This is a genomic window from Sandarakinorhabdus sp. DWP1-3-1 (assembly GCF_049896705.1).
Taxonomy (GTDB): domain Bacteria; phylum Pseudomonadota; class Alphaproteobacteria; order Sphingomonadales; family Sphingomonadaceae; genus Sandarakinorhabdus.
Genome location: NZ_JAFCUV010000003.1, coordinates 717,384 through 731,526, shown reverse-complemented (window position 1 = coordinate 731,526; position 14,143 = coordinate 717,384). Strand labels below are relative to the sequence as shown.

The 14,143-nt window shown below is 69.3% G+C and carries 21 protein-coding genes; 6 read left to right on the top strand and 15 right to left on the bottom strand.

Annotation, left to right across the window (positions count from 1 at the left end):
* Positions 1 to 38: 38 nt before the first annotated feature.
* Entirely contained in the window at positions 39 to 1,619 is a 1,581-nt protein-coding gene (locus ACP7AI_RS17030; RefSeq protein WP_426169970.1) for a M28 family metallopeptidase, read from the bottom strand.
* A gap of 147 nt (positions 1,620 to 1,766) precedes the next feature.
* Here ACP7AI_RS17030 and ACP7AI_RS17025 point away from each other — a divergent pair, with 147 nt between their 5' ends.
* Genes ACP7AI_RS17025 through ACP7AI_RS17010 form a run of 4 tightly spaced genes read left to right on the top strand, consistent with a single transcriptional unit; the run spans position 1,767 to position 2,906 of the window.
* Positions 1,767 to 1,964: a hypothetical protein gene (locus tag ACP7AI_RS17025; RefSeq protein ID WP_426169968.1), complete on the top strand. Its 198-nt coding sequence runs from the start codon at positions 1,767 to 1,769 to the stop codon at positions 1,962 to 1,964.
* Complete coding sequence (locus ACP7AI_RS17020; protein ID WP_426169965.1) at positions 1,952 to 2,281, top strand: DUF2975 domain-containing protein; 330 nt, start codon at positions 1,952 to 1,954, stop codon at positions 2,279 to 2,281. The genes ACP7AI_RS17025 and ACP7AI_RS17020 overlap by 13 nt, the downstream gene beginning before the upstream one ends.
* Positions 2,281 to 2,490, top strand: coding sequence for a helix-turn-helix domain-containing protein (locus tag ACP7AI_RS17015; RefSeq protein WP_426169963.1), 210 nt, complete (start codon positions 2,281 to 2,283; stop codon positions 2,488 to 2,490). The genes ACP7AI_RS17020 and ACP7AI_RS17015 overlap by 1 nt, the downstream gene beginning before the upstream one ends.
* Entirely contained in the window at positions 2,487 to 2,906 is a 420-nt protein-coding gene (locus ACP7AI_RS17010; RefSeq protein ID WP_426169960.1) for a hypothetical protein, read from the top strand. The genes ACP7AI_RS17015 and ACP7AI_RS17010 overlap by 4 nt, the downstream gene beginning before the upstream one ends.
* Here ACP7AI_RS17010 and ACP7AI_RS17005 read toward each other — a convergent pair.
* From ACP7AI_RS17005 to rplU, 10 genes are all read right to left on the bottom strand, one after another.
* A complete protein-coding gene (locus ACP7AI_RS17005) occupies positions 2,891 to 3,307 on the bottom strand; it encodes a 23S rRNA (pseudouridine(1915)-N(3))-methyltransferase RlmH (protein ID WP_426169958.1) in 417 nt (138 codons plus the stop codon). The two genes, ACP7AI_RS17010 and ACP7AI_RS17005, sit on opposite strands and share 16 nt — an antisense overlap.
* A complete protein-coding gene (rsfS, locus tag ACP7AI_RS17000) occupies positions 3,307 to 3,786 on the bottom strand; it encodes a ribosome silencing factor (protein ID WP_426170171.1) in 480 nt (159 codons plus the stop codon). Before rsfS ends, ACP7AI_RS17005 begins: the two co-directional genes overlap by 1 nt.
* 14 nt (positions 3,787 to 3,800) lie before the next feature.
* Positions 3,801 to 4,418: a nicotinate-nucleotide adenylyltransferase gene (locus ACP7AI_RS16995; RefSeq protein ID WP_426169955.1), complete on the bottom strand. Its 618-nt coding sequence runs from the start codon at positions 4,416 to 4,418 to the stop codon at positions 3,801 to 3,803.
* Entirely contained in the window at positions 4,415 to 4,690 is a 276-nt protein-coding gene (locus ACP7AI_RS16990; protein ID WP_426169952.1) for a type II toxin-antitoxin system RelE/ParE family toxin, read from the bottom strand. Before ACP7AI_RS16990 ends, ACP7AI_RS16995 begins: the two co-directional genes overlap by 4 nt.
* Complete coding sequence (locus ACP7AI_RS16985; protein WP_426169950.1) at positions 4,687 to 4,923, bottom strand: hypothetical protein; 237 nt, start codon at positions 4,921 to 4,923, stop codon at positions 4,687 to 4,689. Before ACP7AI_RS16985 ends, ACP7AI_RS16990 begins: the two co-directional genes overlap by 4 nt.
* A gap of 39 nt (positions 4,924 to 4,962) precedes the next feature.
* Entirely contained in the window at positions 4,963 to 6,219 is a 1,257-nt protein-coding gene (locus ACP7AI_RS16980; protein ID WP_426169948.1) for a glutamate-5-semialdehyde dehydrogenase, read from the bottom strand.
* Positions 6,216 to 7,352 carry a glutamate 5-kinase gene (proB, locus tag ACP7AI_RS16975; protein WP_426169945.1) on the bottom strand — a complete coding sequence of 379 codons (1,137 nt, stop codon included), beginning with the start codon at positions 7,350 to 7,352 and terminating at the stop codon, positions 6,216 to 6,218. Before proB ends, ACP7AI_RS16980 begins: the two co-directional genes overlap by 4 nt.
* Positions 7,337 to 8,377, bottom strand: coding sequence for a GTPase ObgE (gene obgE / locus ACP7AI_RS16970; protein ID WP_426169943.1), 1,041 nt, complete (start codon positions 8,375 to 8,377; stop codon positions 7,337 to 7,339). Before obgE ends, proB begins: the two co-directional genes overlap by 16 nt.
* Before the next feature lie 83 nt (positions 8,378 to 8,460).
* Positions 8,461 to 8,736: a 50S ribosomal protein L27 gene (rpmA, locus tag ACP7AI_RS16965; RefSeq protein ID WP_426169940.1), complete on the bottom strand. Its 276-nt coding sequence runs from the start codon at positions 8,734 to 8,736 to the stop codon at positions 8,461 to 8,463.
* A gap of 6 nt (positions 8,737 to 8,742) precedes the next feature.
* Positions 8,743 to 9,030: a 50S ribosomal protein L21 gene (gene rplU / locus ACP7AI_RS16960; protein ID WP_426169937.1), complete on the bottom strand. Its 288-nt coding sequence runs from the start codon at positions 9,028 to 9,030 to the stop codon at positions 8,743 to 8,745.
* Between the two features lie 200 nt (positions 9,031 to 9,230).
* On the opposite strand from rplU, the gene ACP7AI_RS16955 reads away from it, so the two are divergent.
* Together ACP7AI_RS16955 and ACP7AI_RS16950 are read left to right on the top strand one after the other, a co-directional pair.
* Positions 9,231 to 10,673 carry an aldehyde dehydrogenase family protein gene (locus tag ACP7AI_RS16955; RefSeq protein WP_426169935.1) on the top strand — a complete coding sequence of 481 codons (1,443 nt, stop codon included), beginning with the start codon at positions 9,231 to 9,233 and terminating at the stop codon, positions 10,671 to 10,673.
* Positions 10,674 to 11,048, top strand: a complete 375-nt coding sequence (locus ACP7AI_RS16950; RefSeq protein WP_426169932.1) for a hypothetical protein — start codon at positions 10,674 to 10,676, stop codon at positions 11,046 to 11,048.
* A 123-nt stretch (positions 11,049 to 11,171) separates the two neighbouring features.
* On the opposite strand, the gene ACP7AI_RS16945 is transcribed toward ACP7AI_RS16950, so the two are convergent.
* The 4 genes from ACP7AI_RS16945 to folE form a co-directional block, all read right to left on the bottom strand.
* A complete protein-coding gene (locus tag ACP7AI_RS16945) occupies positions 11,172 to 11,801 on the bottom strand; it encodes a 2-dehydro-3-deoxy-6-phosphogalactonate aldolase (protein WP_426169930.1) in 630 nt (209 codons plus the stop codon).
* Positions 11,798 to 12,688 (bottom strand): 2-dehydro-3-deoxygalactonokinase, encoded by an 891-nt coding sequence (locus ACP7AI_RS16940; RefSeq protein WP_426169927.1) that lies wholly within the window; start codon positions 12,686 to 12,688, stop codon positions 11,798 to 11,800. Before ACP7AI_RS16940 ends, ACP7AI_RS16945 begins: the two co-directional genes overlap by 4 nt.
* A 51-nt stretch (positions 12,689 to 12,739) precedes the next feature.
* The gene (locus ACP7AI_RS16935; protein ID WP_426169924.1) at positions 12,740 to 13,333 is read right to left on the bottom strand and encodes a urate hydroxylase PuuD; all 594 of its coding nucleotides are present in this window, start codon (positions 13,331 to 13,333) and stop codon (positions 12,740 to 12,742) included.
* Positions 13,334 to 13,398: 65 nt separating this feature from the next.
* Positions 13,399 to 14,010 (bottom strand): GTP cyclohydrolase I FolE, encoded by a 612-nt coding sequence (gene folE / locus ACP7AI_RS16930; protein WP_426169921.1) that lies wholly within the window; start codon positions 14,008 to 14,010, stop codon positions 13,399 to 13,401.
* Between the last annotated feature and the right edge of the window lie 133 nt (positions 14,011 to 14,143).

The window sequence follows — 14,143 nt, the reverse complement described above, 5'->3', positions numbered from 1 at the left end:
CGCTTCGTCACGCCGGGCGCAGGCGGGGCGCGCGCGGGCTAGCGCGGCTTGAACACGCTCGTCGCCAGCCATTCGGGCCGCACCGGCGCATTTGCGACATCGCGGGTGATCGCCGCGACCAGGTCATCGAGCTTGATGATCTCGTCCTTCAGCACGCCGGGCTGGTCGAGATCGTCGCTGGGGGAATGATAGCGATTGGCGCGCCAGTCGCGCTCGATCACGAACTCCGGGCTGTCCTTGGTGAAGCCGAACTTGAACGCCAGCGCCGGGATGCCCGCCTTGACGAAGCTGAACTGGTCGGTGCGAGTGAAGCTGTTGCGCTCGGGCAGCGGATCGGGCGTCAGCGCCAGGCCCTGTCTGGCGGCGGCGGCGCGCGCGACGGCACCGAGCGTCGATTCGCCGTCGCCCTGCACCAGCACCAGTTTCAACGGCCACAGCGGGAGCGGCATGTCGAAATTGAGATCGGCGACGATACTGGCGGCGGGCACCGTCGGGCGCCTGGCGAAATAATGCGAGCCGAGCAGGCCCTTTTCCTCGGCCGTGACGATGACGAACAGGATCGAGCGTTTCGGTCGCTTGCCGGCCTTCAGCCGCGAGGCGATGTCGAGCACGCTGGCGACGCCCGAGGCATCGTCCATGGCGCCATTGTAGATGCGGTCGCCGGCGATCGCCTCGCCGACCCCGACGTGATCGAGATGGGCGGACAGGACGACATGCTCGGCCCTGAGCGCCGGATCGGACCCCGCCAGCCGCGCCACCAGATTGGGCGAGGTCAGCGCGCGCAGCCGCCTGGCCACCGTCGCCTCCAGCCGCAGCGGCAGCGCCACGCCCGGCACCGGTGCCGACGCATCGGCGAGCGCCGCCATTTCGGCAAAGCTGCGCCCCGAGCCCTTGAACAGGGCCTCGCTCTGCGCCGGGTCGAGGCGCGCGCTGAAAAAGCCGTCGGGCGTCTCGCGCAGCGTCGCATCGGCGAAATACATGCCGGATTGCGAGGCCAGCAGCTTCTGCCGCACCCAGGGGATCTCCACCTGCGCCGGCGTCGTCAGCGTGATCAGGCCGACGGCGCCGGCGGCAGCCAGGAATTTCACCCGGTCCGACCGGTTGGCGGATTTCACCGGCCCCGACACATCCGCCGGGCCGCCCGAGATGACGACGGCGATCTTGCCCTTCAGGTCGACGCCGGCGAAATCATCATGGCCGGGCAGCTTCAGCCCATAGCCGATGAAGACCAGCGGCGCGGCGACAGTCGCCGGCCGCGCGGCGCCGCCGGGCGAGATCAGCAGGTCCGTGCCGACGCCGACCGGCGTGCGGGTGCCATCGGCGGCCACCAGCGCCGCGGTCGACGCCGCATGGTCGATGAACTGTTCCTCGAACGCCACCTGCTGCAGCCAGCCGCCGCCGTCGCCCGCCGGCGCCAGGCCCAACGCCTTGAAGCGCTTCACGACATGGTCCGCCGCCAGGTCATAACCGGGGCTGCCCGGCTGGCGCCCCTCGGTGGCGTCGGATGCCAGCGCCGTGATGTCCGCCCACCAGGCCTTCCCCCGCGCTGTCGCGGCGGGCTGGGCCACGGCGGCGATCGATGTGCCGAGCATCAGGGCGGCGAGGGGCGCAAGTTTCATTTCGCCAGCCTAGCGCCGGCGTCGCGACTGTCCACACCGGCGTCTGACGCAGGGGCATGCACCGCACGCGATTGCCATATCGTTTATCAATAAATTCTTTGACGCGGCCTGGCTTGAGCCTTATTGTTTATCGATAAGGAGTCCAGCATGGCCATCGACAATCGACTTATCGGAGCAGCGCGTCTCGCGGTGCGGATCGCCACACTCGGCAACTGGCTGTTCCTCGTAGCCGCCGCTGCAGCCTTGCTGCTGTCGCTGGTCTTTCCGGCGGCCTTTGCCGCATTGTCGCCCGGGCGCTGCCCGGCAACGACATCGCCGCGGCGGCCACCGGCGTGCGGCTGCTGATGGGGCTCGGCATCGTCATGTCGATCGTCAGTGCCCGGTTGCTGGCGGTGCTTGCCGCCGTCGTCGCCAGTGTCGTCGACCCCTTCATCGCCGCCAACGCCGTGCGGTTGCAGCAAATCGGCTGGTGCCTGCTGGCGCTGCAGATGTGCGAGATTCCGGGCTGGCTGATCGCGCGCAATTTTCCGGCCATGGGATCGGCGGCGCCCAGCGGCGATGTCTCGATCGTCGGCTGGATGGCGGTGCTGATGATATTCGTGCTGGCGCGAGTGTTCGCCGTGGGCGCTGCGATGCGCGATGATCTCGCCGGCACGATCTGATGCCGATCATCGTCCATCTCGACGCCATGCTCGCCCGGCGTGGCATGTCGCTGACCGAGCTTTCGGAACGCGTCGACATCACCCTCGCCAATCTGTCGATCCTGAAGACCGGCAAGGCCCGCGCCATCCGCTTTTCGACGCTGGAGGCGATCTGCACCGCGCTCGACTGCCAACCCGGCGACCTGCTCCAGAACAAGGACGACATATGACCACCGACCTGCCGCCATCGCGGCTCAACCTGCTGCGCGTGCCCTATCTGCTGTTCGTCCTCGGCCTCGGCCCGGTGACCTGGCCGGCGATCCTCGACCCGGAAACGACCTGGCTGCTCGGGCGCAGCGTCGCGGTCGCCATGCTGGGGGCGCTGGCGCTGCTCGGCCTGCTCGGGCTGCGCCAGCCGGTCGCCATGCTGCCGCTGCTGTTCTTCGAAATGGTGTGGAAGACCATCTGGCTGCTGCGCGTCGCGCTGCCGGCCTCAACGGCGGGCACCATCGACGCCGATACGACCATGACCATGTACGAATGCCTGCTGGTCCTGGTGTTCCCGCTGTTCATCCCGTGGCGCCATGTCTGGTCGCGTTATGTCGCGGCGCCGGCCGATGCGTGGCGGCGCTATCCGGCCCGGTGATAGGGGTGGCCGGCGATGATCGTGGTGGCGCGGTAGATCTGCTCCGCCAGCATCGCCCTCACCAGCATGTGCGGCCAGGTCGCCCGGCCGAACCCGAGCAGCAAGTCGGCACCGGCGCGGGTGGCCGCGTCATGGCCATCGGCGGCACCGATCAGGAAGCGAACTTCACGCGCGCCATCGTCGCGCCAGCGCGCCAGTGTCACCGCCAGCGCCTCGGAGCCCAGGTCCTTGCCGGTCTCGTCGAGCACCACCGTGCGGCCGCCGTCGAAACGCGGCCAGGGCGCGATGTCGCCGATCTCGGTGACGACCAGGTCGCCGCGCAGCCGCTTGACGTAACGCTCGACCAGCTCCGCCTCGGGCGACGCGCCGATGCGGCCACGCGCCACGATGTGCAGCCGCATCAGCCGAGCTTGCGCGGATCGCCGAGGCTGGGGTCGCGGGCTTCGGGCAGCGGTGCCGAGCGGCTTTCATGCGCCTCGCGCAGCTCGCCCATGCGCGGCTCGCCCTTGTTGGGCTCCGAATCGAACGCCCACATGCGCTCGAGATTGTAGAATTCGCGCACTTCGGGGCGGAAGATGTGGATGATGACGTCGCCGGCATCGATCAGCACCCAGTCGGCGGTGGGCAGGCCCTGGACGCGCGCCGGGCGGCCGAATTCGGTCTTCACCCGCTCGGCGATCTTGGTCGCCATCGATGCGACCTGGCGGCCCGAGCGGCCGCTGGCGATGACCATGTAATCGGCGATGCTGGTCTTGCCGGCGAGAGGGATCGACACCGGATCGACCGCCTGGTCGTCGTCGAGCTGCTGCATGACCATCGCGTGCAACGCCTCGATATGGGCATCCACGGTGGCGCGTTCGGCTGGCGTCGTCGGCGCCATGGATTTCTTCGTCGTCAAAACCTGTGTCCTGTTCTCGTCTGGCCATCATCGAGGCGGTCGGCCCAATCCGGGTCGGCGGCGCGAATCGCCGTCGCCGAAAGCGCCGTGGGGCGGATATCGAGGACAATGATCGCCGGCAGCGTCCACCTCGTCCAGTCATGGGCGTGGCCGGCGGGGTGCCGCCACCGCCGTGCCCAGGCCATCGCGGGCGACACCAAAGCAGCCCCCATGTAGCGCGGACGCGTCAAAACGGCAATCGGCAGCGATCGCACAAAGGCCCGCCACCGGTGCCAGCGGTGCAATTCGGGCAGGATATCGGCGCCCATCAGCCAGATGAAGGCGATTTCGGGGTGGCGCCGGCGCAGCGCCGTGACGGTATCGACGGCATAGCGCGTGCCGAGCCGGGCCTCGATCGCCATCGGCCGGACGCGTGGATGGCGGGCGGCGGCGCGTGCCGAGGCGAGTCGGGCGTCGAGACTGGCCATGCCGGCGGCGGATTTGAGCGGGTTCTGCGGGGACACCAGCCACCAGATTTCATCGAGGCCCAGCAGCCGCATCGCCTCGACGCTGATGTGGCGATGCCCCGCGTGTGCCGGGTTGAACGAGCCACCGAGCAGGCCGACGCGTTTCAAATCGCGCTCCGCGCCATGTGCCGAATGGCAAGGATCTGGATCACGTCGCCGCTGACGGCATAGACGAGCACATACGGGAAACGACCGAGCGAAAGCTTGCGGTGGCCGCGATCGATCGGCGTTCCCAGCGCGGGGAAGTCGCACAACAGCGCGATGCGATCGTCGATTGCATCGGCAAGACGGCTCGCCGCGCCGGCGTCATGTCGGGCGATCCAGGCCGTTATCAGGTAAAGCTGTCGCCGGGCTGCCGCCGACCAGACGACCGATGTCACTTGGCCGGGGCAGACTGCTTTGCTGCAATAAGGGCCCGCAATTCGGCCATCACCTGTTTGTGCGGGATGCCGCCATCGCATTCCAGCGAGTCGACACCCTCCTGGATGAAGGCGGCTTCGCGTTTCGCATCCATCGGCTTCCAGCCGTCTTCGGTGATCTCGTAGCCCACGACCCAGTCAGGCTCGGCACCCGGCGGGAAGATGTTCGGCGCCCAAGGCTCGCGATTACCCATGACGACAACATAGCGGTTCGGGCGGCGTCCGCCAACCGGTCACGCCCGCACCTGTCCGGTACCCGTCACCCGCGTCTTGTACGTCGTCAGCCCCTCCAGTGCGACCGGGCCGCGAGCGTGGAGGCGGCCGGTGGCGATGCCGATCTCGGCGCCGAAGCCGAATTCGCCGCCGTCGGCGAACTGGGTGGAGGCGTTCCACAGCACGATCGCGCTGTCGACGGCAGCGAGGAAGGCTTCCGCCGTGCCTGCGTCCTCGGTGACGATGGCGTCGGTGTGCGAGGAACCATGGCGGGCGATATGGGCGATGGCACCGGCCACACCATCGACCAGCGCCGCTGACGCGACGGCATCAAGCCATTCGGTATCGAAATCCTGCGGTGCAGCGGCAACAACCCGCGAGTCGAGCGCCTGAACGCCGGCATCGCCCCGCACCGCGCAGCCGCCATCGAGCAGCGCTGCTACCACTGCCTGCTGCAGCGCCGACGGGGCGGCGCGGTCGATCAGCAGCGACTCCATCGCGCCGCACACCGCCGTCCGCCGCAGCTTGGAATTGACGACGATCGCCATTGCCTTTTCCGGGTCCGCCGCGGCATCGACATAGACATGGTTGATGCCGTCGAGATGGGCGAGCACCGGCACCTTGGCCTCGGCCTGGACGCGCTCCACCAGCCCCTTGCCGCCGCGCGGGATGATGACATCGATGAGGCCATGCGCCGCCAGCATCGCGCCGACCAGCGCCCGGTCGCCGGCGGGCACCAGCTGCACGGCGGCGGCGGGCAGCCCGGCCTCCGCCAGTCCCGCCGCCACGCAATCGAGCAGCACGGCGTTCGACCGCGCCGCCTCCGACCCGCCGCGCAACAGGCAGGCATTGCCGGCCATCAGGCACAGCGCCGCGGCATCGGCGGTAACGCCGGGCCGACTTTCATAGATGATGCCGATGACCCCCAGCGGCACGCGCACCCGCGCGAAATCGAGGCCGTTCGGCTGCGACCAGCGCTTGATGACTTCCCCGACCGGATCGGGCAGCGCGGCGACTGTGTCGAGGCCGGCGGCGATCCCCGTCAGCCGCCCGGCATCGAGCGCCAGCCGGTCGACCAGCGCCTCGGAAATGCCGGCGTCGCGCGCTGCGGCGACATCGGCGGCATTGGCGGCGAGCACCTCATCGGCGCGCGCCCGGATCGCTGTCGCCGCGTTCCGAATCGCCGCCGCCTTCTGCGCGGTGGTGGCCTGCGCCAGCGCCGCCACGGCCGCACGTGCCGCCCGCGCCATGGCGTCGATGGTCGCCCCGGCGCTCACACCAGCACCAGATGATCGGCGTGGACGACTGCGGCGCGCGGCGCATAGCCCAGCGCCGCGCCCTGGACATCGTTGCGCAGGCCCTTGATGCGGGCGGCGTCGCCGGCGTCATAGGCCGCCAACCCGCGCGCCACGATGCCCTCCGGCCCGGCAATGGCCACCACGTCGCCGCGCACAAACCGGCCCTCGACGCCGGTCACCCCCGCCGCCAGCAGGCTCTTGCCGCGCCGCAGCGCTGCCACCGCCCCGGCATCGACGCTCAGCGTACCATGGACGGTCAGCCGCCCGGCCAGCCACGCCTTCTTCGCACGCGCGCCTTCACCCGCGACGAATACCGTGCCACGGCCCGTCGTCGCAAAGCGCGCCAGCGGATGCGCCACCCGCCCGTCGGCGATGGCAAGGTGGATGCCCGCCGCGCCGGCGATGCGCGCCGCCGCCAGCTTGGCCGCCATGCCGCCCGAGCCCAGCCCCGAACCGCTGCCGCCATCCGCCATCGCCTCGATTTCCGGCGTCAGCGTCAGCACTTCGGCCACCAGCGTCGCCGCCGGATCGCGCTGCGGGTTGGCGGTGTACAGGCCATCGACATCGCTCAGCAGCACGACGCCCTGCGCCCCCGCCGCCTGGGCCGCACGCGCCGCCAACCGGTCATTGTCGCCGAAGCGGATCTCGCTCGTCGCCACCGTGTCGTTTTCGTTGAGCACCGGCACCGCGCCCAGCGCCAGCAGCCGCTCGATGGTGGCGGAAACATTCAGGTAGCGCCGCCGGTCCTCGAGATCGCCCAATGTCAGCAGCACCTGTGCCATCGTCAGCCCGGCGTCGGAGAGCAGCGCCTCCCAGACCGCGCTCAATGCCACCTGGCCGACCGCTGCCGCGGCCTGGGCATCCTCCAGGCTGGCCCGGCCGCCCTTTTCGAGGTCCAGCCGCCGCGCCCCCAGCGCAATGGCGCCCGAGGACACGATGACGATCTGTTGCCCGGACGCACGCCGCGCCGCCACATCGGCAACGACACTCGCCAGCCAGTCCCGCCGCACCGCGCCGGCGCCATCGACGAGCAGCGACGATCCGGTCTTGACGACCAGCCGCGCACAGGGCCCCGGCGCAAAGCGTGCCGAGGCGCCTAGAGCGGCGTCCACACCCTGGCCTTGTCATCGTCGTCCGCCTCGCCCGCCGTCCGACCGGCGATGGCGATCAACTGGTCGAGGACCTCGTCGACACCCTGCCGCGTCGCCGCCGAAAAGGCATATACCGGCACGCCGCTGGCCTTTTCGAGCGCGCGCTTCTTCGCCGCCAGCGCCGCCGGCGTCACCAGGTCGGCCTTGGTCAACGCGAGGATCTCGGGCTTGTCGGTCAGCCCACCGCCATATTCGGCCAGCTCGTTGCGCACCGTCCGCCACGCCGCGACCGGCGCCGCCGCGCTGGCATCGACCAGGTGGAGCAGCACGCGGCAGCGCTCGATATGTCCGAGGAAACGATCGCCGATGCCGACGCCATCGGCCGCGCCGGCGATGAGGCCCGGAATGTCCGCCATCACCAGCTCGCGGCCCTTGTGGGCGACAACGCCCAGCTGGGGCTTCAGCGTCGTGAACGGATAGGCGCCGACCTTGGCGGCGGCGTTCGACACCGCGTTGAGCAGCGTCGACTTGCCGGCGTTCGGCGCGCCCAGCAGGCCGACATCCGCCAGCAGCTTCAGCCGCAGCCACACCCACATCTCGCCGCCCGGAAAGCCCGGCTGGAACTGGCGCGGGGCGCGGTTGGTGCTGGTCTTGTAATGGCTATTGCCCTTGCCGCCGTCGCCGCCGCGCAGCAGCGCGACGCGCTGGCCGGGCCGCGTCATGTCGGCGATCAGCGTGCGCTCGTCATCATCGGCGAGGATCTGGGTGCCGACCGGCACCTTGATGATCTTGTCGTCGGCGCCCGGCCCGGTGCGGTTGCGCCCCATGCCATGGGCGCCGCGGCCAGCCTTGAAATGCTGCGAATAGCGGAAATCGATGAGGGTGTTCAGCCCCTCGACGCATTCGAAGATGATGTCGCCGCCCTTGCCGCCGTCGCCGCCATCGGGCCCCCCATATTCGACGAACTTCTCGCGCCGGAACGACACCGAGCCATCGCCGCCGGCACCCGACGAAAGGAAGATCTTGGCCTGGTCGAGGAACTGCATGGGACGGGTCGATTCAAATGCGAAAAGGGGGAGCCAGTTGCCCGGCTCCCCCTCTCAAATTTCAAAGGCGAAGGCCGGTCGGCCTATTCGGCCGCGATTGCTTCCGGCCGCGGGTCGACGCTGACGTACTTGCGACCCAGCTTGCCCTCGTGGAACACGACGACGCCGTCCGACGTGGCGAACAGCGTGTGATCGACGCCGCAGCCGACGTTACGGCCGGGGTGAACGCGGGTGCCGCGCTGGCGGATGATGATGGTACCGGCGAGCAGTTCCTGCCCACCGAAGCGCTTCACGCCAAGGCGACGACCGGCCGAATCACGACCGTTGCGCGATGAACCGCCTGCTTTCTTATGTGCCATTGTCTCTTACCCGACAGAAGTGATCTTGAGCACGGTCAGCTGCTGGCGATGACCGTTCTTGCGACGATAGTTGTGACGACGACGCTTCTTGAAGACGATGACCTTGTCACCCTTCGTCTGCGCGACGATCTCGGCGGTGACCGAGCCACCGGTGGTGACGGTGCCGGCATCGCCGAACATCAGCGTTTCCAGCTGCACGCTGGTACCGGCTTCGCCGTCGATCTTCTCGACGAGGATCTTGTCATCGGTGGCGACCCGATATTGTTTGCCGCCGGTGCGCACAACTGCGAACATCGTTCGTAAACCTTGGCTTCAAATAGTTGAGCGGCGGGACTCGAAGGCCCTGCCGATGCGAAGGCGGGGCGATAGGGCAACAGGGCGCGCCTGTCAACGCGCCGCGCGACATCAGTTCGCCGTAGCTGCGACGCAACGCCGTCGAAATATGCCCGGCTGCCGGCTCGCCAGCGAATCATTCACCGGCTAACGTGGCCATGATGGCGTCGCAACCGCTCTTTCGCACCCTGCCCGTGGTCAACCCGCGGACCGGCGTCGCCGATCATCATATCGAGCCGCTCGACGCGCTCGTCGTCGCCGCGCTGGCGACCCGGCTCAGGGCCGCCCAGCCGGCCTGGGCAGCGCTGTCGCTGGCGTCGCGGCTTGAGGCGCTCGGCGCCTTCGCCACCGCGCTCACCGACCATGCACCGGCGATCGCCGCGGCGCTGACCGTCGATACCGGCCGGCGCAGCGTCAGCGGCATCGAGCTCGACGGCGTCAAGGCCATGGTGGCGCGCTGGATGCGCGAGGCGCCGGGGCTGATAGCCGGCATCGAATCGGCCCGCATCGCCACCGCCATCCCGACGATCACCGCCGGCACCCGGCTCCGGCCCTATCCGCTCGTCGGCGTCATCAGCCCGTGGAACTTTCCCCTTACGCTGGCGATGATCGACGCCATCCCGGCGCTCGCCGCCGGCTGCGCCGTCATCGTCAAGCCATCGGAGGTGACACCGCGTTTCATCGCGCCGTTGATGGCCGCGGTGCGATCGGTGCCGGCGCTGGCCGCGGTGTTCGCGGTCATCGAAGGCGACGGCGCGACCGGCGCGGCGCTGGTCGATCATGTCGACTATATCGCCTTCACCGGATCGGTCGCCACCGGCCGCAAGGTCGGCGAGGCGGCGGCGCGCGCCTTCATCCCCGCCAGCCTCGAGCTCGGCGGCAAGGACCCGATGCTGGTGCTGGCCAGCACCGATCCCGAACGCGCCGCCGCCGTGGCGCTGCGCGCCTCGGTCGTCGCCACCGGCCAGGCCTGCCAGTCGATCGAGCGCGTGCTCGTCGCCCGCCCCATCCACGATGCCTTCCTCGACCATCTGGTGCGCCTGGCCGCCGCTGTCACCATCAATTACCCGGATATCGCCAGCGGCGACCTGGGGCCGTTCATCCTCGGCCGCCAGGCCGATATCGTCGCCGCCCAGCTCGCCGATGCGGTGGCGAAAGGCGCCACCATCCAGACCGGCGGCACCATCGAGGATCATGGCGGCAAGTGGCTGCGCCCGACGGTCATCACCGGCGTCACCCCCGACATGGCGCTGATGCGTGAGGAAACCTTCGGCCCCGTCATCCCGGTCGCGCCCTTCGACAGCATCGACGCGGCGATTGCCGAGGCCAACCGCAGCCAGTTCGGCCTGTCGGCGGCGGTACTGGCGGGGACAGTCGAGGAGGCGGAGGCGGTGGCGGTGCGGCTCGACGCCGGCGCCGTCTCGATCAACGACGGCGCGCTGACCAGCATGATCGGCGACGCCGAAAAAAGCAGCTTCGGCCTGTCGGGGCTGGGGCCGTCGCGGATGGGGGCATCGGGGCTGCTGCGCTTTTTCCGGCGCCAGGCGCTGCTGCGCCAGACCGGCACGCCGCTGCCGCTCGCCGCCTATGCGGAACGCGGCTGAATGGCCCCGTCGCGCTTTGCCCTTTCGCGTCTGGCGGTCCGGCGGCTGGTCCTCGGCGGGATCGCCGCGTCGCTGGCCATCGCCATCGGGCTTGGCGTCTTCGAGCGCGAGATCGATGCCAAGACCGCGACCGGGCTCGCCGAGCGGCTGCTGGTGCAATATCGGCGCGGCAGCGGCGAACAACTGCGCAACTTCACCCCGCGCGAGACGCGAATCTGGGCCGATGGCTGGGAATTTCGCTGGCGCTACCGGCCATGCCCCGAATTCGCCTCGCTGCGCATCTGGATCAGCCGCGACGGCCGCCGGGCGCGTTATGCGGAACTGCCCGATTGCCTGCCGAGCGAGGGAGTCGCGGCGAAACCGTTGAAGGTGTGAAGCACATCTTTAACTGTCATCCCGGCGCAGGCCGGGGCCCATAAACCACACGTTTGGAGATCTGGGTCCGCCTGTGCCGCGGTGTGTGGGCCCCGGCCTGCGCCGGGGTGACAGTAAGTCGGCCTAAACCCGCACCGCCGCCACGAACCGCGCCGCCGCTTCGCCCACCGTCTCCGCCGTCGCGCCGGCATGATACAGCGCCGATCCCAGCCCGAAACCATCGGCGCCCGCCGCCAGCCACGGCGCCATGCCGTCGGGGGTGATGCCGCCGACCGCGAGCAGCGGCATGTCGCGCGGCAGCACGGCGCGCATCGCCTTCAGCACCGCGGGTGATCCCGCCTCGGCGGGAAAGAACTTCAACGCATGGGCGCCGGCGCGGATGGCGGCAAAGGCCTCGCTCGGCGTGAAGAACCCCGGCATCGAAACGAGGCCGGCCGCGACCGCCGCGGCGATGACGTCGGGGTCGGTGCTCGGCGATACCGCCAGCTGGCCGCCGGCCGCCGCCACACGGCCGACGGCGGCGGTGTCGAGCACGGTACCGGCGCCGACCAGGGCGCGGTCGCCGGCGATCCCCGCCAGCCGCGTGATGGACTCATAGGGCTCGGGAGAATTCAGCGGCACCTCGATGATGCGGATGCCGGCGTCGATCAGCGCGGTGCCGATGGCCTCGACCTCGTCGGGGCGGACGCCGCGCAGGATGGCGACCAGCGGGCAGGCGGCGAAATGCTGCTGGAAATCTTCGGCGATCGTCATGCTGTCCCCATCATGGCCATGATGGCCCGGGCGCCGGCGACGAACGCCGTTTCCCCGTCGATGACAACCGATTCGCGCCCGGCCCGTTCCAGCGCCAGGGCAAATCGCTCGCACAGCGGGCGCGCGCCGATCAGCGGGACGACGTCGGAGCGGCCGCGGCCGAGCCCGGCGCGGATGTCGCTGCCGATCAGCAGGCCCGAGATGCGGCTGGCGGCATCGGCGGCGCTCATCTGGCCGGTGACGACACGGGCGCGGGCGCCGAACAGCTCCGCCGTCAGGTCGCCGCCCTCCAGCGTCTGATCGACACCGTCGAGGAACACCGCATCGGCGGCCGGTTCATGGGCAAGGATGTCCGACAGGATGGATCGCGCCTTCAGCGCCGCCAGCAGGTCGCCGGTCATCACCGTGCGCAGCCGCATCATGCAGCCGTTCTCGATCTCGATCCATTTGGTGTGGGTGCCGGGGTGGCAGACGAGGCCGTCGCCGATCTGCTTCAGCGCCAGCGCGCCCAGGATCTGCACTTCCTCCCCGCGCATGATGTCGGGGCGCAGCTCGTCGCGCTGGACGACGCCGGGCACGATGGCGATGCCGGGCTGGGGGCAGACGATGCCGGCGACGATGGCGTCGAGGTCGGCCGGCGTGTCGGCATAGGGCACGTCGATCCAGCCGCGGTTGGACCCGACCATGCCGCACAGCAGCAGCGGCGCGTCCCCGGCATCGGCACGCAGCGCCGCGACCTCGGCCGGGAAATCGTCCACCGACAGGATGCCGCGATCATCGCCCTTGCGGGCAATGACGCTGCCATCGACGGCGACATGGAACCAGCGGCGGTTGGTGGTGCCCCAATCCACCGCGAAAAAGGCGGGGGCAGCGTCAGGGGGTGTCATTCATCAACTCCGGTAACGCCCCCCGGCGGCTTGAACGCCCGACGACGGGCTTCAGCCGAGCTGGCCGTAGAAGGTGACCATGCAATAGAGCATCGGGAAGCTCAGCACGAAATTGGTACGGCTGAACAGCATCGCCTTTTTCGCGGCGGCGGCCTTTTCCTCAGGGCTGCCCTCGACGATGCCGAGCGCGATCTTCTGCGCCGGCCAGATGAACATCCAGACGTTGGCGGCCATGATGATGCCCAGCCACATGCCGAGACCGATGAGCGTGTAGGGCGGCTGGAAGGTCAGCGCCTGGACGATGTACAGCTGCGGCGGCGCGCCGGCGATGGCGAGGCCCAGTACCAGCGTGGCGATGGCGGCCCAGCGGAACCAGAACAGCGCTTCGGGCGCGATGTACTTCGACACGGCGGGCTTCAGCTCGGCGGGTACCTTGGGCATCGTCGGGATCTGCACGAAGTTGAAATAATAGAGCAGTCCGATCCACAGCACGCCGGCGACGACATGGGCAAAGCGCAGGAACCAGCTGAACCAGTTGCCGCCGCTGGTCGCGATGGCACCATGGTGGAAGACGGCGACCACGAGGATCAGCAGCGTCAGCCCCAGCAGCAGCGCGCGATTGAGATTGCCCAGTATGTTCGCCATGTGTCTCAGCCCCTGTTTCCGTCTGCTCTATAGGCGACATGAACGGTCGTGTTAAGCGGTAACGCTCAGCCTTTGCCCATCAGCGCCAGCACCTCCTTGCGGCTGCGGTCGTCCTCGCGGAACACGCCCATCATCCGGCTGGTCGTCATGGTGACGCCCGATGTCATCACGCCGCGCGCCGACATGCAGGCATGGGTCGCCTCGATGACGACGGCGACGCCGACCGGGTCGAGCGCTTGCTGGATGCAGTCGGCGACTTCGGCCGTCAGCCGTTCCTGGACCTGCAGCCGCTTGGCATAGCCCTGCAGCACCCGCGCCAGCTTGGAGATGCCGACGACGCGCTTCCTCGGCAGATAGGCGATGTGCGCCTTGCCGATGATCGGCGCCATGTGATGCTCGCAATGCGACTGGAACGGGATGTCGCGCAGGATGACGATCTCGTCATAGCCGCCGACCTCGCCGAAAGTCTTCGACAGGTGGACGCCGGGGTCCTCCTGATAGCCGCGGAAATATTCGCGATAGGCGCGGGCGACGCGGCCCGGGGTTTCGAGCAGCCCCTCGCGGTCGGGGTCGTCCCCCGCCCAGCGGATCAGCGTGCGGACGGCGTCCTCGGCCTCGGCTTGCGGGATCGGCTCGATATGCGCGGCCGGCGTCGTGCCGTAATCGTCGTCGTCCATGCGTCTCAACTCCCCGGATCGGCGGCCTTGCGATCGTTGCGCCTATCACCCGAATGTGGGCCACCGGCGCAATCGTGCAAGTGTCGCAGGGGGAGGGCAATCGTGCGTGCCGTCAGTGATCCCGGCGCAGGCG